We start from the raw sequence: 14132 nt of genomic DNA on the forward strand, positions 1-14132 counted from the left end.
GCCGTAGTCAATCACACTCGATAGTTGACGCTGAATCGCCGAACGACTATTCTTGCGTTATGCTTCGGAGATTGGTTTTTCTTTTCATGGCAACATTTGCCTTTCAACCGGCGTTTTCCCAAACCCCGTACCCCGCGGACAGCACGTTGGCTTTGCCGGAAGTCGAGGCGCTGGTCAACCCAAGAGTAGATGTGGCCGAAGCGACCCAGGTTGCCCCGCTCGAAACCAGTGAAAAAGAGTTTGTGAAGTTTTTGGACGGCAAAAAAGATGAAATGGTCGCCCTTTTAAAAGAAATCGTCGAAATCAATTCCGGCAGCCGGAATGCAGCGGGCATCGACGCGGTCGGCAAAATTCTTTCTGAACGACTAATCAAGCTCGGATTCAAAGAGGAACTCATCCCGGCCAAAGCGGAAACGCTGGATGTCGCCGGGGAAAGGAAAATTGAAACTTCCGGTCCTTGGCGGATTTTGCGCAAAGCCGGAAAAGGGAAAAAAGCGCTTTTGATGGGGCATTTAGACACCGTTTTCGAGCCGGAAAGCGGCTTTCTCAAACTTGTCCGTTTTGCCGAAACTCCGGAAGATTCAGCCGTCGGCCCCGGCGTGGCCGATATGAAGGGCGGTCTGGTCGTAATCGTTTTCGCCCTCGAAGCGCTGAACCAGACCGGGCTTTTGAAGAATAAAGATGTCACCGTTTTTTTCAACGGCGACGAGGAGACCGGCTCCAAATTCTCGCAGGGTAAAATGTTTGCCGAAGCCAAACGGGCCGATTTTTGCCTGAACTTTGAAGAAGGGCGGGATGTGCCGTACGGCGGCATAGTCGTCGCTCGTAAAGGCACTGCTGGTGCGACGATTACCTGTCATGGCCGCGCCGCCCACGCTGGAAATCAGCATTACTTGGGAATCAACGCCGCCCTCGAGCTTTCGCAAAAGCTTTTGGAACTATCCAAGCTTTCCGATTACAAGCGTGGCATCACGGCCAGTCCCGGCGTCATTGACTTGGGCCCTTTCGCCAAATCCAATCGCGTGCCCGATTTTGCCCGAGCCGAAGTCGATTTCCGCTATCTGAACCCAGCCGACACAAGCTACCTGCGCGCCAAAGTGGAGGAAATCTGCCGCCAAGTTTATCTGCGCAACCCTTGGACGGGAGAGGAGGCCAAAACCGAAGTGGAATTTGAACTCGGCTTTCCGCCGATGCGGCCGGACACTGCCCGCTACCGCTGGGCGGGCGAGGTCCTGGCCTTGGCGCGGCTTTTGAACGTCCCTGCCGGGGTCAAAGGTTCCGCCGGCGGGTCGGATGCCTCCGTGGCGGCGTTGGCCGGATGCCCGACTCTGGATGCTCTGGGCCCCATCGGCGGCGCCAGCCATACTACAGATGAGTGGGTGCATTTGAATACGCTGCTAGATCGCGCCAAACTGACAACGTTGATTTTATCCCGAATCTGGAAGAAAAAGTAACCCCCTGAGCTGTCATTCCGAGCGGAGCGAGGAATTTGGGCGGGGATGGGTGGTTTTTTTCCGACGAAACCAGCCCCAGAACCTGCTTTGTTTTCTCACGGCTTTTTCCTTTGCCAGCGCCTCGCCGTCGAACCGCTCAATCCGCACCAAAAGTTCCTCCACGTTGCGCCGATCTTCCATAAGGATGCGAATCTCGTCGTACTCGGCGACGTTGAAAACGGCCTTCACCATCGGCTCAAAGAAAACCATCGTCTGGCTGCCGATGTAGGAAAGCGGCTTGACCGTTTCCAAAAACATTATCGCCGGCACGGTCATCCGGTACTCCACCACCTTTTTTGCCAGCTTGTTCAAAAGCTCCGATTGCTTTTCGGTAAGTTTCGGCTTATCCCCTTCCGGATGCAGGGCAAAGGCGTCTTTAAACGACATTCGCTTCCTTTTTGGTAATCGCGTTCAATACAAACCGATCCACTTCTTCCTTGTTCCCATCATAGCGCACAAAAACACCGCGATAATGCTCCAGAAAGTTTTTGCGCGCAAAGGGAGAAAGAAAAATGCCGTTTTTCTCCGGCTCCGCCCGGACGAAGCTGTCCCATTTTTTGACCTGTTTGGTACCCAGAAATTCGACGGTAAGCCCTTCATCATTCAGGGTGTACTTAGTGGGAAAAAAGAACACGCCGAGCGAAGCGGTCAAAATCAACGCCGCCAAGAAAGCAAAGATAACGGATTGCGAATACCACAAAACAAAAAACCCGAAGGCCAAAATGACCGTGACCGCAAGTGCCGTTTTGGCTTTGTCTTTGGCCGCCGGATGGTAATACCAGGAAAGCATAAAAAATTACGGCTTCGGTTCGGTGCGGTAGCGTTCTTCGCGAACCTCTTTCAAGGCCTTCAAGAAATCGTCGGGGGAGATGATTTTCTTCTCGATTAGGACCTTGATCAGCGCCTCCTGGGACATATGCATGGAGAGGGCCAGCTCCTCATAACTGATTTGCCGCACTTGGTCGCCGGTGACCAGCTTGATGGCCGGCCTTTTTGGTTCATCCGCCATTTGAGGCCCCCTTTTTCAAAACCTCGTTCAAGCTGCCGGTGCGGTAGCCAACCAAGTCAAGCGTGACGTAAAGAAACCCAAGTTCGCGAAGCTCGTTCTGGATTTGCGCGCGTAACTCAAAATCGGAAAACCGGCTCCACTCTTCCGGCTCCACTTCGATGCGGGCGATTTTTTCATGATGCCGCACCCGCACCTGCCGGAAGCCGAGTTGGTGCAACACCTGTTCGGCCCGCGCCACCTGTGAAAGCTTTTCCACGGTAACCTCCTGTCCGTACGGAATTCTCGAAGACAAACAGGCCATCTGCGGTTTGTTCCAGAAACCCAAGTTGTGCGCCCGGGCAATCTCCCGTATTTCCGGCTTGGTCAGCCCGGCCTCCAAAAGCGGGCTTTTAATCCGCCATTTTTCTCCCGCTTTCCGTCCGGGGCGAAAATCCCCGACGTCGGAAGCGTTGAAACCGTCCAGAATGTGCGGAATGGAGTGCTCCTCTGCCAATTCGGACAACTTGGAATACAGCTCATCTTTGCAGAAAAAACAGCGGGAGGGTTGATTGACCCGATACCCCTCGATTTCCAGTTCCTGGGTTTCGATAAGCCAGTGATTGTTGCCGAAGCCGAAACTTTGTGCCAGTTCCTTCGCTTCTTTCAGTTCTTCCGGGGCCAAGCTGGCGGAAACCGCCGTTACAGCAAAAACGTTCTCCTTGGGCAAAACCTGGGAAGCTGCCCACAGCACAAAAGAGGAATCGACGCCGCCCGAAAAGGACACCAGTACTTTTTCATAGCCGCGGAGGTTATTTTTCAGCGTTTCAAACTTGTTTGACGCATCCATCAAGAAAAAGATAATAAATCCCCATGGCAAAAGACAGCGTTATCGGCCGTTTTCTCCCTTATTCAATTGACTTCCCCTTCAGCTTTCTCGATATTTTAACCGTGTGCCCAGGTATAGAATGCTAATCGAATACGATGGAACGGCTTTCGCCGGCTGGCAGTTGCAGCCAAGGGAGCGCACCGTTCAGGGGGAATTGGAGAAGGCCTTGCAGACGATTTTACAGGAAGAAATCCGGGTCACCGGCGCCGGGCGGACGGATGCCGGTGCGCACGCCAAGGGCCAAGTGGCGCATTTCGATGCCGCCCAGTCGCCAAACGGCATCAACTGGACCAAAGCCATAAACTCGGTTTTGCCGGAAGATGTCGTCGTGCGGGAGGTGGCAGAAGTAAAGTCCGACTTCAATGCCCGTTTTGCCGCCAAAAACCGCAGCTATCAGTATCGCATTCATCTCGGCCCGACGGCCTTGGAGCGCGCTCACTGCTGGACGGTTTTTTACGATCTAAATTTTTCTTTATTGGAGCAGTGTGCCGCTTCTCTGCCGGGTCAACACGATTTTTCCGCTTTCTGTTCTGAAGAGGAACGGGACAAGCGGGAGGCCATAGTTTTCGAAGCCGCATGGAAAAAAGAAGGGGATTTTCTTTGCTTTGACATCACGGCCAGCCGTTTTTTGCGCGGCATGGTGCGGATGTTGGTCGGCACGATGGTGGAGGTCGGCCGCGGATTTATGAGTTTGGAGCAATTTCAGAGATTGCTGCAAAACTCGTATGGAAAAAAGGGCGGGCCTTTGGCCCCGGCCGCCGGGCTTTTTTTAATGCGCGTGGAGTATTAATTTTGATAAAGGAGAGCAAATGAAGCTTTTTCTGGATACCGCCAACGTTGACGAAATCAGGGCCATAAACGACATCGGCGTTCTGGATGGCGTCACCACCAACCCGTCGCTGGTGGCCAAGGAGCGAGCCGATTTCCGTGGAATTTTGAAGGAGATTTGCGGGATGGTCAAAGGTCCGGTTTCCGCCGAGGTGGTGGCCACCGATTACGAGGGAATGATTAAAGAAGGCACGGAACTGGCCAAGGTGGCCGACAACATCGTAGTCAAAGTGCCGCTTTTGAAAGAAGGGGTCAAGGCGGTCGGCAGGTTTACCTCGCTGGGAATCAAAACCAACGTCACTTTGATTTTCTCCCCTTTGCAGGCGCTCTTGGCCGCCAAAAATGGCGCCTCCTACGTTTCCCCCTTCGTCGGCCGGCTGGATGACGTTTCCCACGAAGGGTTGCAGTTGGTGGAGGAAATCATCACTATTTTCGACCAGTATGAGTACAAAACGGAGGTCTTGGTCGCTTCCGTCCGCCATCCCCTGCATTTGGTGGATGCGGCCATGCTGGGGGCGGACGTGGCCACGATGCCCTTCAAGGTTTTCGACCAGATTTTCCGCCATCCTTTGACCGACGTCGGCCTGAAAACCTTTTTGGCCGACTGGGAGAAGGGGAAGAAGCAGATTTGAAATGGCCAAGGATGGCTGGCCCTTTGTTTTGCCTTTTGCAACCCTGGCGATTTTATCCTTCGCCGCCGCCTTCAAAACGGGCCGTCCCTGGCTCTGGTTTTTAAGCTTTCTTTTACTTTTTTTGACGCTCTTTTTTGCCTATTTTTTCCGCGACCCGGAAAGAAAAATACCATCCGATGATAACCTGATTCTTTCTCCGGCGGATGGCAGGATTGTCGCCGTTGAACCCGCCAACGAGCCGCTTTTTTTGAAAAGTCAGGCCCAAAAAATTTCGATTTTCCTTTCCCCTTTGGATGTGCACATCAACCGCATCCCAGTATCAGGCAAGGTGGACTATTTCTCCTATTTGCCCGGCAAGTTTTTAGCGGCCTACAAAGACAAGGCCTCAACGGATAACGAGCAGACCGTAATTGGCATTTCGTCATCTAATGGCAAAATCTTGTTTAAACAGATAGCCGGTATTTTGGCCCGCCGGATTGTCTGCCGTTTGAAATTGGGGCAGGAGGTCAAAGCCGGGGAAAAATTCGGAATGATTCGCTTCGGCTCGCGGGTGGATATTTTCCTGCCAGAGGGACTGGAGTTGAAAGTGCAAAAGGGCGATAAAGTAACGGGAGGGGAAACGATAATGGCCGTTGCTAAAACTTTAACCTCAAAGCCCGAAGTTCAAACGCCAATGGGAGCCAAAAAGTAATGCCCAACATCCGCCCTATTTTTCCCGGCGCTTTTACGATGGGGAATCTGCTTTTTGGGTTCCTCGCCGTTTTGTCCGCCTTCGACGGCGAGGCCTTGCAGGCCGCCTGGTTCGTGCTGGTGGCCGCTTTTTTGGACGGGCTGGATGGCACCGTGGCCCGCATTTCCAAGGCCACCTCCAAAATTGGCATTGAACTCGATTCCCTGGCCGATTTGATGTCCTTCGGCCTGGCCCCCGCTTTGATTTTCTATTCCTTCAAGCTTTTTGAGTTCGGCAAATGGGGGTTCGTCATCGGCTTTATCTATGTGATGTGCGGCGCGTTCCGCTTGGCCCGCTTTAACGTGCAGGTGAAATCGGAGGAAAAGCGGTACTTCACCGGCCTGCCGATACCGATGGCCGGCTCCACTCTGGCCGCCTACACCATTTTCTGCTACCAGATTTGGGGGGAACTGCGCTCCAGCGAGATAGTGATCACGATGATGGTGGTCTTTTCCGCCCTGATGGTTTCCACCGTGGAATACGAGGGGAAACCCCGCGGCTTCCGCACCTTGGCCGACCGGGTCAAGTGGCTTTCGATCTTCGTCGGCTCGGTTTTGGTCATCATCGAGCCGCGTTTGACCATTTTCCCCATCTGCGCCGGTTACATTCTCTTCGGCATCGGGCGGGAAATTTACCGTCTTTTCAAATCCGGCCAGGTGGCCCGTATCGCCCAGAAGGAAATCACCTTCCGCTCCCGAATAAAAGATGAGTGGAAGCCGCCGGATATGAAGTTTAAAGAGTAAAGAAGAGAACTTTAATTTCTTAGGTCTTTACTGTATAAATCTGCTTCCAAGCTCTATTTCCATTCCAACGGTCGGAAATAATCTCGTCTTTTTTGCCCAATAAGCAGTGACACCCCTCAAATTTAAGGCCAATTGCTTTCCAAATAGACGTATCCTCTTTGCAAAGGGCTACACTAATTTTTCTTTTGTCCAATCGGTCAACCGCAAATTTGAACATTTCGACTTGTGTTTCAAAGGGTAGTCGATATTTGAATCCGCTTGGATCCTTTTCAGAAAGCTTATCAAATATCGAGGCGTCCCGCCCATTACGAGCGGTGTGTGCCTGTAGGGTGTTAGAAGCCCGTAAAGCTCCAATTGTTACCATTTCCGGCCCAATCGAGTTTATTTGGTCAAGGGCCCAAGCATAACCCAATTTCCAATCATCGTAAGGCACCATCGGGTCCAACCGAAAGCGCACCGGCCAGCCCAGTTGTTTCATCTCCCATGCTGCCTGAAAACGTTTGGAGGGCGGTGGCGTACCGATTTCCCACTTTCTTCCCATTTCTTCCGAATTTACCGACCACGAAAACACGACCCTATCCGTAGGCGGTAGCTTTTTGGCAAATTGGGTCATTACCGATTTGGTGAGAAAAATCAGCCGGTGACGTTTTTGTTGAGCAAAAAGAGGGATGAGCATTTCGGTTATAGATTGACCGGCATATTTCTTGTAAACTCCATCAAAAACCAAACCGTCCTGTAATTCACCAATCAAAAGCATCCTCGGAGTGGGCCATTCCAGCCACTTTTCCACTTCTTCAATCATCTGTTTCCAATTTGAAAAGATTGTCCCCATCAAATTGTAGTGACCGAAAACAAACGATGGAACCGCCTGCAAGAAGCAGTAGGAACACCGATACACGCACCCCGCCGCCACCACCAATTCCCAGAATTTGAAGCAAACAATTCCAGAATCTTCGTCTGGTCCTGTAAATTGTTTTATAAAAGAACCTCGGTGGACAGCGGGCATTTGGTGATAACCACTGCCATTTGTTGAACGAATTTCTTGAGTCTTCATACGTGTGGAAGAATATATACTAAATCATTCTTTTGAAGACCATCCTTTTTAGAAAATACCCTTTCTATTTTTACTAATGGTGGTGACTCTCTTTCGAGTTTCTTTAAAACTGCCCTATAGTGCTTTTCAATAAACGGTATTTCCCACGTTTCTTCGCGGATTTCGTCAAAGGTCATTTTCTTATCAGAAAAGTTCTTCAACAGGTAGTCACGCAACTCATACTCGGTTGGTGAACTTGAAAACAAAATTCCCTGAGCCGAGCCGCCATAGTCAAAAAGCCCTTCTTCATCGCCAAGCCGCCACATTACTTCCTTCATGAGTAGGGCAGCTTTTACATGATTCGAGGCGTGTATTAAATAATATTTAGTTCTGTTCCCCCTAATTTTGTCCTCTACATCAAAACGTATTCTAAAATGAAGTTTAAACCTTGCTTGTAGCTTACCCTTAAAATATTCTAACATGCCAATTTCACGTTGAATTCCTCTATACCTTATAAATTCCTGCTTTTGCCATTCTTCGTCCCCAAACATTTTATTAAGCCGATCCTTCACTTTAGGATTATTAATATCCATATTGATTCTAAAAAACATAAAATTAATGAGTGCTTCCGTGTATTTTTGACTTAGGATTTGGTTAAGAATTGGAATTGTTAGAGGATGACCATAAGGATCAACCATAAAAAAAGTAGGAGCCAAATTTTTAAATACATTCAATAAATTAGGAATTAGGTCGGTACTATCACCAGGTTGAATATCTACAGTAAGATTTTTGGGATAAGGGTGCAGAGTCTTTAAAGCCTTTTGCAATAAAGTGAATTGCTTCGCATTATTTTCCACCAAGCCGACAGTCATTTCCTTGCCTGGATATTTTCTTAAGAATTCTTTGGCTGTTTGAACCACAATAAGAGGAGAACCCTGTTCTTTTTTCCCCTTGTATTCATAAAAACCAGGACCAGCGTAGCAATCGATATAATTAATACCATGCCAGAACGGCTGTGAGCCAAGAATTGTCTCCCAAACTGGCAGATATTTCTGCAAAATTGTGAGTTTAATCTTGGAGACCTGTTTTAGATGCTCAAGACTTTCCATCTCCTCATTCTTTGCAGTCACTTGCCCCTCCTGAGTCAAAGTCGTTGCCTCAAAACTTCCTCCACTGCCACACCACTTTGCCCAAGATGACGCCGTCTTTTTTCGGCACCAAAAGCGGGCCATTGGCGTCTTCCCAGTCCGGGTTGACGGCCTTTAGGTGGAAGTGGTTTGGCTTGTTTTTTAGCTGTTTAACCGTCACCTCCGCCTCTCCCAGCCGGCAGGCGACAAAGGCCCCTTCCAAAAGGGCCGGGTCTTTCTGTGAAAAATCGACCGCCACCACGTCGCCGGAGGAAAAAACCGGCGCCATCGATTCCCCCACCACCTTGATGCAGTAGCAGTTCTCCTCGTTGGGCAACTGGTCTTTCGGCACCACCAAGAATGCTTCTATATCCAGCTCGTTTATTTCCCGCCCGGAACCGAGCGAGGCGGCATCCGCAAAAAGCGGCAGCGTGGCCAAAAACTTGGGCTGGAAGCCGTGCGCCCCGCGCTCCGGCGGCACAATGTTCAAAACCACCGGCGGCCGCACGGCCGACTCGTCCGTAAAGAAGCGGGAGGGCTCCACCCCGATCCCTTTGGCGATTTTCGAAATTGTATCCGCCCGTGGGTCGGTTTGCCCTTCCTCGATTTTTTTCAAGGCCGTGTACTGCAGACCGGTCCGCCGGGCCAGTTGATACAAAGTCAGCCCCTTGGCCGTCCGCAGCGCTTTTATTCGTTCACCTATCTCCATTCTTTTCACCTCACTTTCATCTGTACTAACTTCCACATTATTATATAATACTAAAAAGCAATAGTCAAGAAAAAAGATAAAAAAATACTTGACTTTTGTACTACAACTTTATACTTTATAGTAAAATAGTATTATATGATAAATGAGTTTATTATTGAACAGATTGCAGAACAACAGATTATATGAGAAGATTAGGCCTTCTGGATAAGCTGAATATCCTTGGTGATACAATAACCCCATCGGATACCGAGGGTCGCCCAAGACGGACAATCCCCATCCGCCAAGCAAATCAGGAAGTTCAAAGCGACCTTTCCGGAGCAATCCCGCCAACAACGGCTAAAAAAGTTGCCCTGCCGGGAATTATGCAATTGGCGGGGGTTCACGGGAGAACCTTCAATTTGATGCGGGTTATGCAGACCAACGCCTGCAGCTTGAAATGCCGCTACTGCGCCACCCGCTGCGGCCGCAAACTGCGCCGCACCATCTTCCAGCCGGAGGAGCTGGCCTCCGTTTTCTACGCCGCTCACAAAAAGGGGTACACGGACGGCCTTTTTTTGACCTCCGGCATCCCCGGATCACCGGTTTCGATGATGGATAAGCTTTTGGCCACGCTCGAAATCTTGCGCAAGCGCTACAAATTCGGCGGCTACATTCATTTAAAAATCCTCCCCGGCGCCGAGCCGGAGCAAATTGTTCAGGCCGCCCGGCTCGCTTCACGCATCTCCCTGAACTGTGAAGCGCCGTCGGACGTCACCCTTTCCGAGATCGCCCCCGAAAAATCCCTTTCCAAAGTGATTTTGCCCTCCATCCAGAAAGCGGGGGAACTCTGGAAGGCCGGAAAACAGGAAGGGAAAAAGCTGGTGCCGATGGGGGTTACCACCCAGTTTATGGTCGGCCCGGGGCAGGAAAAAGACCGGGAAATCCTCTCGCTCGTTTCGCAGCTGGAAGGGAACGGATTCTTGCACCACGCCCATTTCTCCTCCTTTGCCCCGATGTCCGACACGCCGTTTGAGAATTTGGCCCCCACGCCGTTTACCCGCGGCTATCGGCTTTATCAGGCCGAGCACTTGTTGCGCATCTACAAACTTTCGGTCAGCGATATTCCCCTCGAAAAGGACGGCAATCTTTCACTCGAATTCGATCCCAAGCTCCACCGGGCGCTTCTGCATCCAGAACTCTTCCCGGTCGAAATAAAAACCGCTTCCTTTGAACAGCTTTTGACCGTTCCCGGCATCGGCCCTATCTCTGCTGGGCGTATTTTGACCGCCCGCCGGGAAGGGACGGTTTTTGAGCCGAAAGACTTGGCCCGGCTGGGAGTGCGCATCCGCCTGGCCAAAGAATTCGTCACCATCAATGGAGTGTACTTCGGCCAAACTCGGGAGGAAAGGCGGGAAGAGTATTTTCGGCAGCGCAAACCGGCCCGGCAGCTTTCACTTATTTCCCGCTATCCCATCGCCGGGGCCGTTTCTCCGGGGGCCTTTCGCTGAAATGACACCCTACGTCCCGATGTTCAACCAGCCCCCCATCCGGGTTGCGGACGCTTCCGAAGAGGCCCCGGCCGCCGTCGGTTTTCCCTCCCCGGCTGAGCCGTTCGCCGAAAAGGTTTTGAACTTAAATGCCCGTTTGATAAAGCACCCCGCCGCCACCTTTTTTCTTTCGGCCAAAGGGGATGCCTTGTTGGAGGCCGGTATCCGCCACGGCGATTTGCTGATTGTCGACCGCTCGCTGGAGTCCGCCCCCGGCCGGGTGGTCATCGCCGTAGTGGATGGCGAATTCACCGTCCAGTACTTCGAGCGGTTGAAAAAAAATCCCGCTCCCAAAAATCAGCCCAACGGCTCAAAAAGCCGTTCGGATAATCCCTTTGAAATCTGGGGAGTCGTCACCTATGTCATCCATCCTTTGTGAACCGGAAAGCCCGGCGGCTTGCGAGACACCGGCGGGTTTGGAGAGGCCGGAGAGAAAGGATACGCTCTTCGCGTTGGTGGACTGCAACAATTTTTACGTCTCCTGCGAGCGGGTTTTCAATCCCCGGCTCGAAGACCGGCCGGTGGTGGTGCTTTCCAACAACGACGGCTGCATCATCTCCCGCTCCAACGAAGCCAAAGCGCTCGGCATTAAAATGGCCGTGCCGTTTTTCGAGGTGCGGGAGTTGATTGAAAAAGCCGGGGTGGAGGTCTATTCCGCCAACTTCACCCTCTACGGCGATCTCTCCCGCCGGGTCATCAATACGCTGGCCCGCTTCACCCCCGAATACGAGGTCTATTCCATCGACGAGGTTTTTTTGAACCTCTCCGGCTTTGAGCGCTCCGGGTTTTCGGACTACGCCCGGCAAATCGTCGCCACGGTCAAAAAATGGACCGGCATTCCGATATCGATTGGCATCGCCCCCACCAAGACCCTGGCCAAACTGGCCAACAAGCTGGCCAAAAAAAGCCCCGAATGGGGCGGCGTTCTGGACTGGACCGCCGTTTCCGACCCGGAAGAAAAGCTGGCCCGCTTTGAAATCGGCGATCTTTGGGGGATTGGCAGACAAAGCGAAAAACGATTGCAGAAAGCGGGAATTTTCAGCGCGCTGGAACTCCGCAACGCCAACGACAAATGGATTTTGAAGGAGATGGGTGTCGTCGGCCGGCGTATCCTCTTCGAGCTGCGCGGCATCTCCTGTTTGCCCTTGGAAATGGTGCGCTCCGCCCGAAAAAGCGTGCTTTGCTCCCGCTCCTTCGGCCGGGCGGTGGAACGTTTGGATGAACTGAAGCAGGCCTTGGCGGAGTTTGTTTCCCAAGCGGCCGAAACTTTGCGCGAGGACCGGCTTTCAGCAAAATATCTGACAATTTTTTCCATTACCCGCCCCCATAGCGAACAGGCCCGCACCCATTCCTGCACGGTCGAGCTTCCGGTGGCCACCGACTCGACGCCGGAACTGATTCGCGCCGCCTTGCAGGAAGCCAAAAAAATCTTTTTCCCTGGCGGCCGCTTCAAAAAAGCGGGGGTGGCCTTTTCCGGGTTGGTGCCGACGGACGAGGTGCAGGCCGACATTTTTGACGGCCAAAACCGCGCCCGCGCCCAAAAGTTGATGCAAGCGTTGGACGAAGTAAACGGCCGGCTCGGTTCCGGCGCCCTGCGCTACGCCGCTTCCGGCATCCAGCAGCCCTGGCGGATGAAATCAAGCCATCGTTCCAAACGCTGCACAACCCGCTGGGAGGAGCTTTTGGAAGCGAGAACTATTGCTTGAAAAAAATCGAAAGGAGAAACAAAAATGAAAAAAATAAGCTGGTTGTTGGCACTTTTTTTGCTCTTGCCTTATTCAATTTAGAGAAAAAAGTTAAGAACCCGAAATCGTTTTGCCGATATAATCACTATACCGAGCTGCGAAGCTCTGTTCGATGAGCAGCTCACCTCCAAGGTGGGTTGTAAGGAGGGGCCCGTCCTCAACGGGCCTCTTTTTTTATTTTTTTTCGGATGACTTTACCTCATTGTCATTCTGAGCGAAGCGAAGAATCTGGGCGTGGTGCGATAAAAAAACCCCTCAACGCTTTTTCCTTTTTACCGATATAAGTATATAGAATGCGAGGACATGGGCGCGGCATAGCGGGCTTGGCCATTATTACGTTATTGGCTGCGGGCTGCAACTCCCCCGGCGGAGGGGGCACCGGCCCGGGCACTAACCGGCTTTTCGAAATCCACGGCATCTTCGTGCGGGACGCCAACTTGACTTCGACCAAGGACAAGGCCTATTTCGAACTGACCCGCAACGACACCCTTTTCCACTTGGCGGCACTTACGGTCGATACTTTTAAGGTGGACACGACCACGTTTAATACATATTACCGCCAGTCGCCCCCCGATTATCTGCGTCCGGGACAGAGTCACACCGTAAATTTGGTTTATGCGCCAGACAATCTGAATTTCACGACCTCGCTTTTAATGCCGGATACTTTTTCAATTGCCCTGTCGGGGATTAATCCCGACCATACTAATCCCGGAGGGCAGCCGGTTCAGGTGAATTGGACCGGCTCCGCCAATGCCGCCGGATATTTAGTAGTTTGCAACCATGACAGCGCTCTTATTGACACAAGCTTTTTTGTGACTACAGGAACGACTAGCACTAGTATTCCGGCCGATGCTTTTCGAACCGGCGGAAATCTGGTTCTCGGGCTGTACAATATTTTCCTCGTTGCTTATCGGGACGGGTTGTTCCCGTATCCCGGTATGCCTTTTAACCTTCCCTCCAATTACACTCCCTCTGATACGGCCTATTCCTCGACGGTTTCGGGTGTTGTCGCCGCAGCTTTTATCTGCAGGCTGGATACCGTCAGGGTAACAAGCGCACCGTAGTAGCTTTTTCTCTTAATATTCTCATCAAGTCTTGACTTACCCTTGCCGAGACGTTAAATTTACCTTGGTTTAAGCGATTACCTTCGAAGGGGGGCTAAATTTGTGAAAGGTTTTTTGTAGTCAAAACTTCAAACCTTTTGGAGGAGGGTTTATGTCCATTTCCTTTCGCTTTTTAGATCGGTCAAATCTGGCGTTGGCTGTTCTCCTTGCCGTTTTTTTTCCAATTTCTGTGGTATTGGGCCACTATTTTCCTAAGAACCAAAGAGATTCGTACAAGGAGAAGGAAAAAAATGTGAACTTCATTTGGTCAATTCCACCATTGAACAAAGACTTTTTATCTCGTCCATCGAGCGCCCCAATTTCCTTTCAGATTTCGACGTCAAAAGAATCAAGAGAAATCCGCTTAGAAAATCTGCAGGCTATAGTTTCTCCAAACATTCAAATTCATCCAAATTCCTCAATCCCTCAAAGTGAGATGAGTATAACGACTGTACTGCTCCCCTTTAGTCAAGCGGCCTGATATGGAGTCATCGGGCTGAGGTTATAGGTTTTCTCGAACCTGTTCGGCGGCTGGTAGCCCAGGGCCGAGTGCAGGTAGGTTTCGTTGTACGTTTCGATCCAGCCGTTC

General features: G+C 51.4%; 17 protein-coding genes. 10 read left to right on the forward strand and 7 right to left on the reverse strand.

The genetic code is table 11. From position 1 onward, the window contains the following. Nucleotides 1-86: 86 nt before the first annotated feature. Complete coding sequence (locus VNL73_06145) at nt 87-1454, forward strand: M20/M25/M40 family metallo-hydrolase (protein HXF48988.1); 1368 nt, start codon at nt 87-89, stop codon at nt 1452-1454. A gap of 12 nt (nt 1455-1466) precedes the next feature. Here the strand turns inward: VNL73_06145 and VNL73_06150 are convergent, their stop codons facing one another. Genes VNL73_06150 through larE form a run of 4 tightly spaced genes read right to left on the reverse strand, consistent with a single transcriptional unit; the run spans nt 1467 to nt 3358 of the window. After that, complete coding sequence (locus VNL73_06150) at nt 1467-1880, reverse strand: hypothetical protein (GenBank protein HXF48989.1); 414 nt, start codon at nt 1878-1880, stop codon at nt 1467-1469. Then, the gene (locus tag VNL73_06155) at nt 1870-2283 is read right to left on the reverse strand and encodes a hypothetical protein (GenBank protein HXF48990.1); all 414 of its coding nucleotides are present in this window, start codon (nt 2281-2283) and stop codon (nt 1870-1872) included. Before VNL73_06155 ends, VNL73_06150 begins: the two co-directional genes overlap by 11 nt. 6 nt (nt 2284-2289) lie before the next feature. Continuing rightward, on the reverse strand, nt 2290-2502 hold the full coding sequence (locus tag VNL73_06160) for a hypothetical protein (protein ID HXF48991.1): 213 nt from the start codon (nt 2500-2502) through the stop codon (nt 2290-2292). Further along, on the reverse strand, nt 2492-3358 hold the full coding sequence (gene larE, locus VNL73_06165; GenBank protein HXF48992.1) for an ATP-dependent sacrificial sulfur transferase LarE: 867 nt from the start codon (nt 3356-3358) through the stop codon (nt 2492-2494). The genes VNL73_06160 and larE overlap by 11 nt, the downstream gene beginning before the upstream one ends. An 88-nt stretch (nt 3359-3446) precedes the next feature. Between larE and truA the strand changes: the two genes are divergently transcribed. The 4 genes from truA to pssA are packed head-to-tail and all read left to right on the forward strand — an operon-like array spanning nt 3447 to nt 6300. Then, nucleotides 3447-4157 (forward strand): tRNA pseudouridine(38-40) synthase TruA, encoded by a 711-nt coding sequence (gene truA, locus VNL73_06170; protein ID HXF48993.1) that lies wholly within the window; start codon nt 3447-3449, stop codon nt 4155-4157. A gap of 19 nt (nt 4158-4176) precedes the next feature. Then, on the forward strand, nt 4177-4827 hold the full coding sequence (gene fsa, locus VNL73_06175) for a fructose-6-phosphate aldolase (protein HXF48994.1): 651 nt from the start codon (nt 4177-4179) through the stop codon (nt 4825-4827). 1 nt (nt 4828) lies between these two features. Further along, nucleotides 4829-5518 (forward strand): phosphatidylserine decarboxylase family protein, encoded by a 690-nt coding sequence (locus tag VNL73_06180; protein HXF48995.1) that lies wholly within the window; start codon nt 4829-4831, stop codon nt 5516-5518. Then, a complete protein-coding gene (gene pssA, locus VNL73_06185; protein HXF48996.1) occupies nt 5518-6300 on the forward strand; it encodes a CDP-diacylglycerol--serine O-phosphatidyltransferase in 783 nt (260 codons plus the stop codon). Before VNL73_06180 ends, pssA begins: the two co-directional genes overlap by 1 nt. Before the next feature lie 19 nt (nt 6301-6319). Here pssA and VNL73_06190 read toward each other — a convergent pair whose 3' ends face one another. From VNL73_06190 to VNL73_06200, 3 genes are read right to left on the reverse strand one after another with little or no spacing between them, the layout of a single operon-like run. Then, nucleotides 6320-7354: a hypothetical protein gene (locus tag VNL73_06190; GenBank protein ID HXF48997.1), complete on the reverse strand. Its 1035-nt coding sequence runs from the start codon at nt 7352-7354 to the stop codon at nt 6320-6322. Then, the gene (locus VNL73_06195; GenBank protein HXF48998.1) at nt 7351-8463 is read right to left on the reverse strand and encodes a three-Cys-motif partner protein TcmP; all 1113 of its coding nucleotides are present in this window, start codon (nt 8461-8463) and stop codon (nt 7351-7353) included. The genes VNL73_06190 and VNL73_06195 overlap by 4 nt, the downstream gene beginning before the upstream one ends. A 28-nt stretch (nt 8464-8491) precedes the next feature. Then, a complete protein-coding gene (locus VNL73_06200; protein ID HXF48999.1) occupies nt 8492-9169 on the reverse strand; it encodes an XRE family transcriptional regulator in 678 nt (225 codons plus the stop codon). A gap of 182 nt (nt 9170-9351) precedes the next feature. Between VNL73_06200 and VNL73_06205 the strand changes: the two genes are divergently transcribed. The 5 genes from VNL73_06205 (at nt 9352) to VNL73_06225 (ending at nt 14024) form a co-directional block, all read left to right on the forward strand. Beyond that, nucleotides 9352-10656 carry a radical SAM protein gene (locus VNL73_06205; protein ID HXF49000.1) on the forward strand — a complete coding sequence of 435 codons (1305 nt, stop codon included), beginning with the start codon at nt 9352-9354 and terminating at the stop codon, nt 10654-10656. Between the two features lies 1 nt (nt 10657). Next, complete coding sequence (umuD, locus tag VNL73_06210; GenBank protein HXF49001.1) at nt 10658-11074, forward strand: translesion error-prone DNA polymerase V autoproteolytic subunit; 417 nt, start codon at nt 10658-10660, stop codon at nt 11072-11074. Continuing rightward, nucleotides 11055-12401 carry a Y-family DNA polymerase gene (locus tag VNL73_06215; protein HXF49002.1) on the forward strand — a complete coding sequence of 449 codons (1347 nt, stop codon included), beginning with the start codon at nt 11055-11057 and terminating at the stop codon, nt 12399-12401. Before umuD ends, VNL73_06215 begins: the two co-directional genes overlap by 20 nt. Before the next feature lie 362 nt (nt 12402-12763). Continuing rightward, complete coding sequence (locus VNL73_06220) at nt 12764-13504, forward strand: hypothetical protein (protein HXF49003.1); 741 nt, start codon at nt 12764-12766, stop codon at nt 13502-13504. 151 nt (nt 13505-13655) lie between these two features. Continuing rightward, nucleotides 13656-14024 (forward strand): hypothetical protein, encoded by a 369-nt coding sequence (locus VNL73_06225; protein HXF49004.1) that lies wholly within the window; start codon nt 13656-13658, stop codon nt 14022-14024. Nucleotides 14025-14132 lie beyond the last annotated feature (108 nt).

This window comes from Verrucomicrobiia bacterium, from assembly GCA_035574275.1.
Lineage (GTDB): Bacteria > Zixibacteria > MSB-5A5 > DSPP01 > DSPP01 > DSPP01.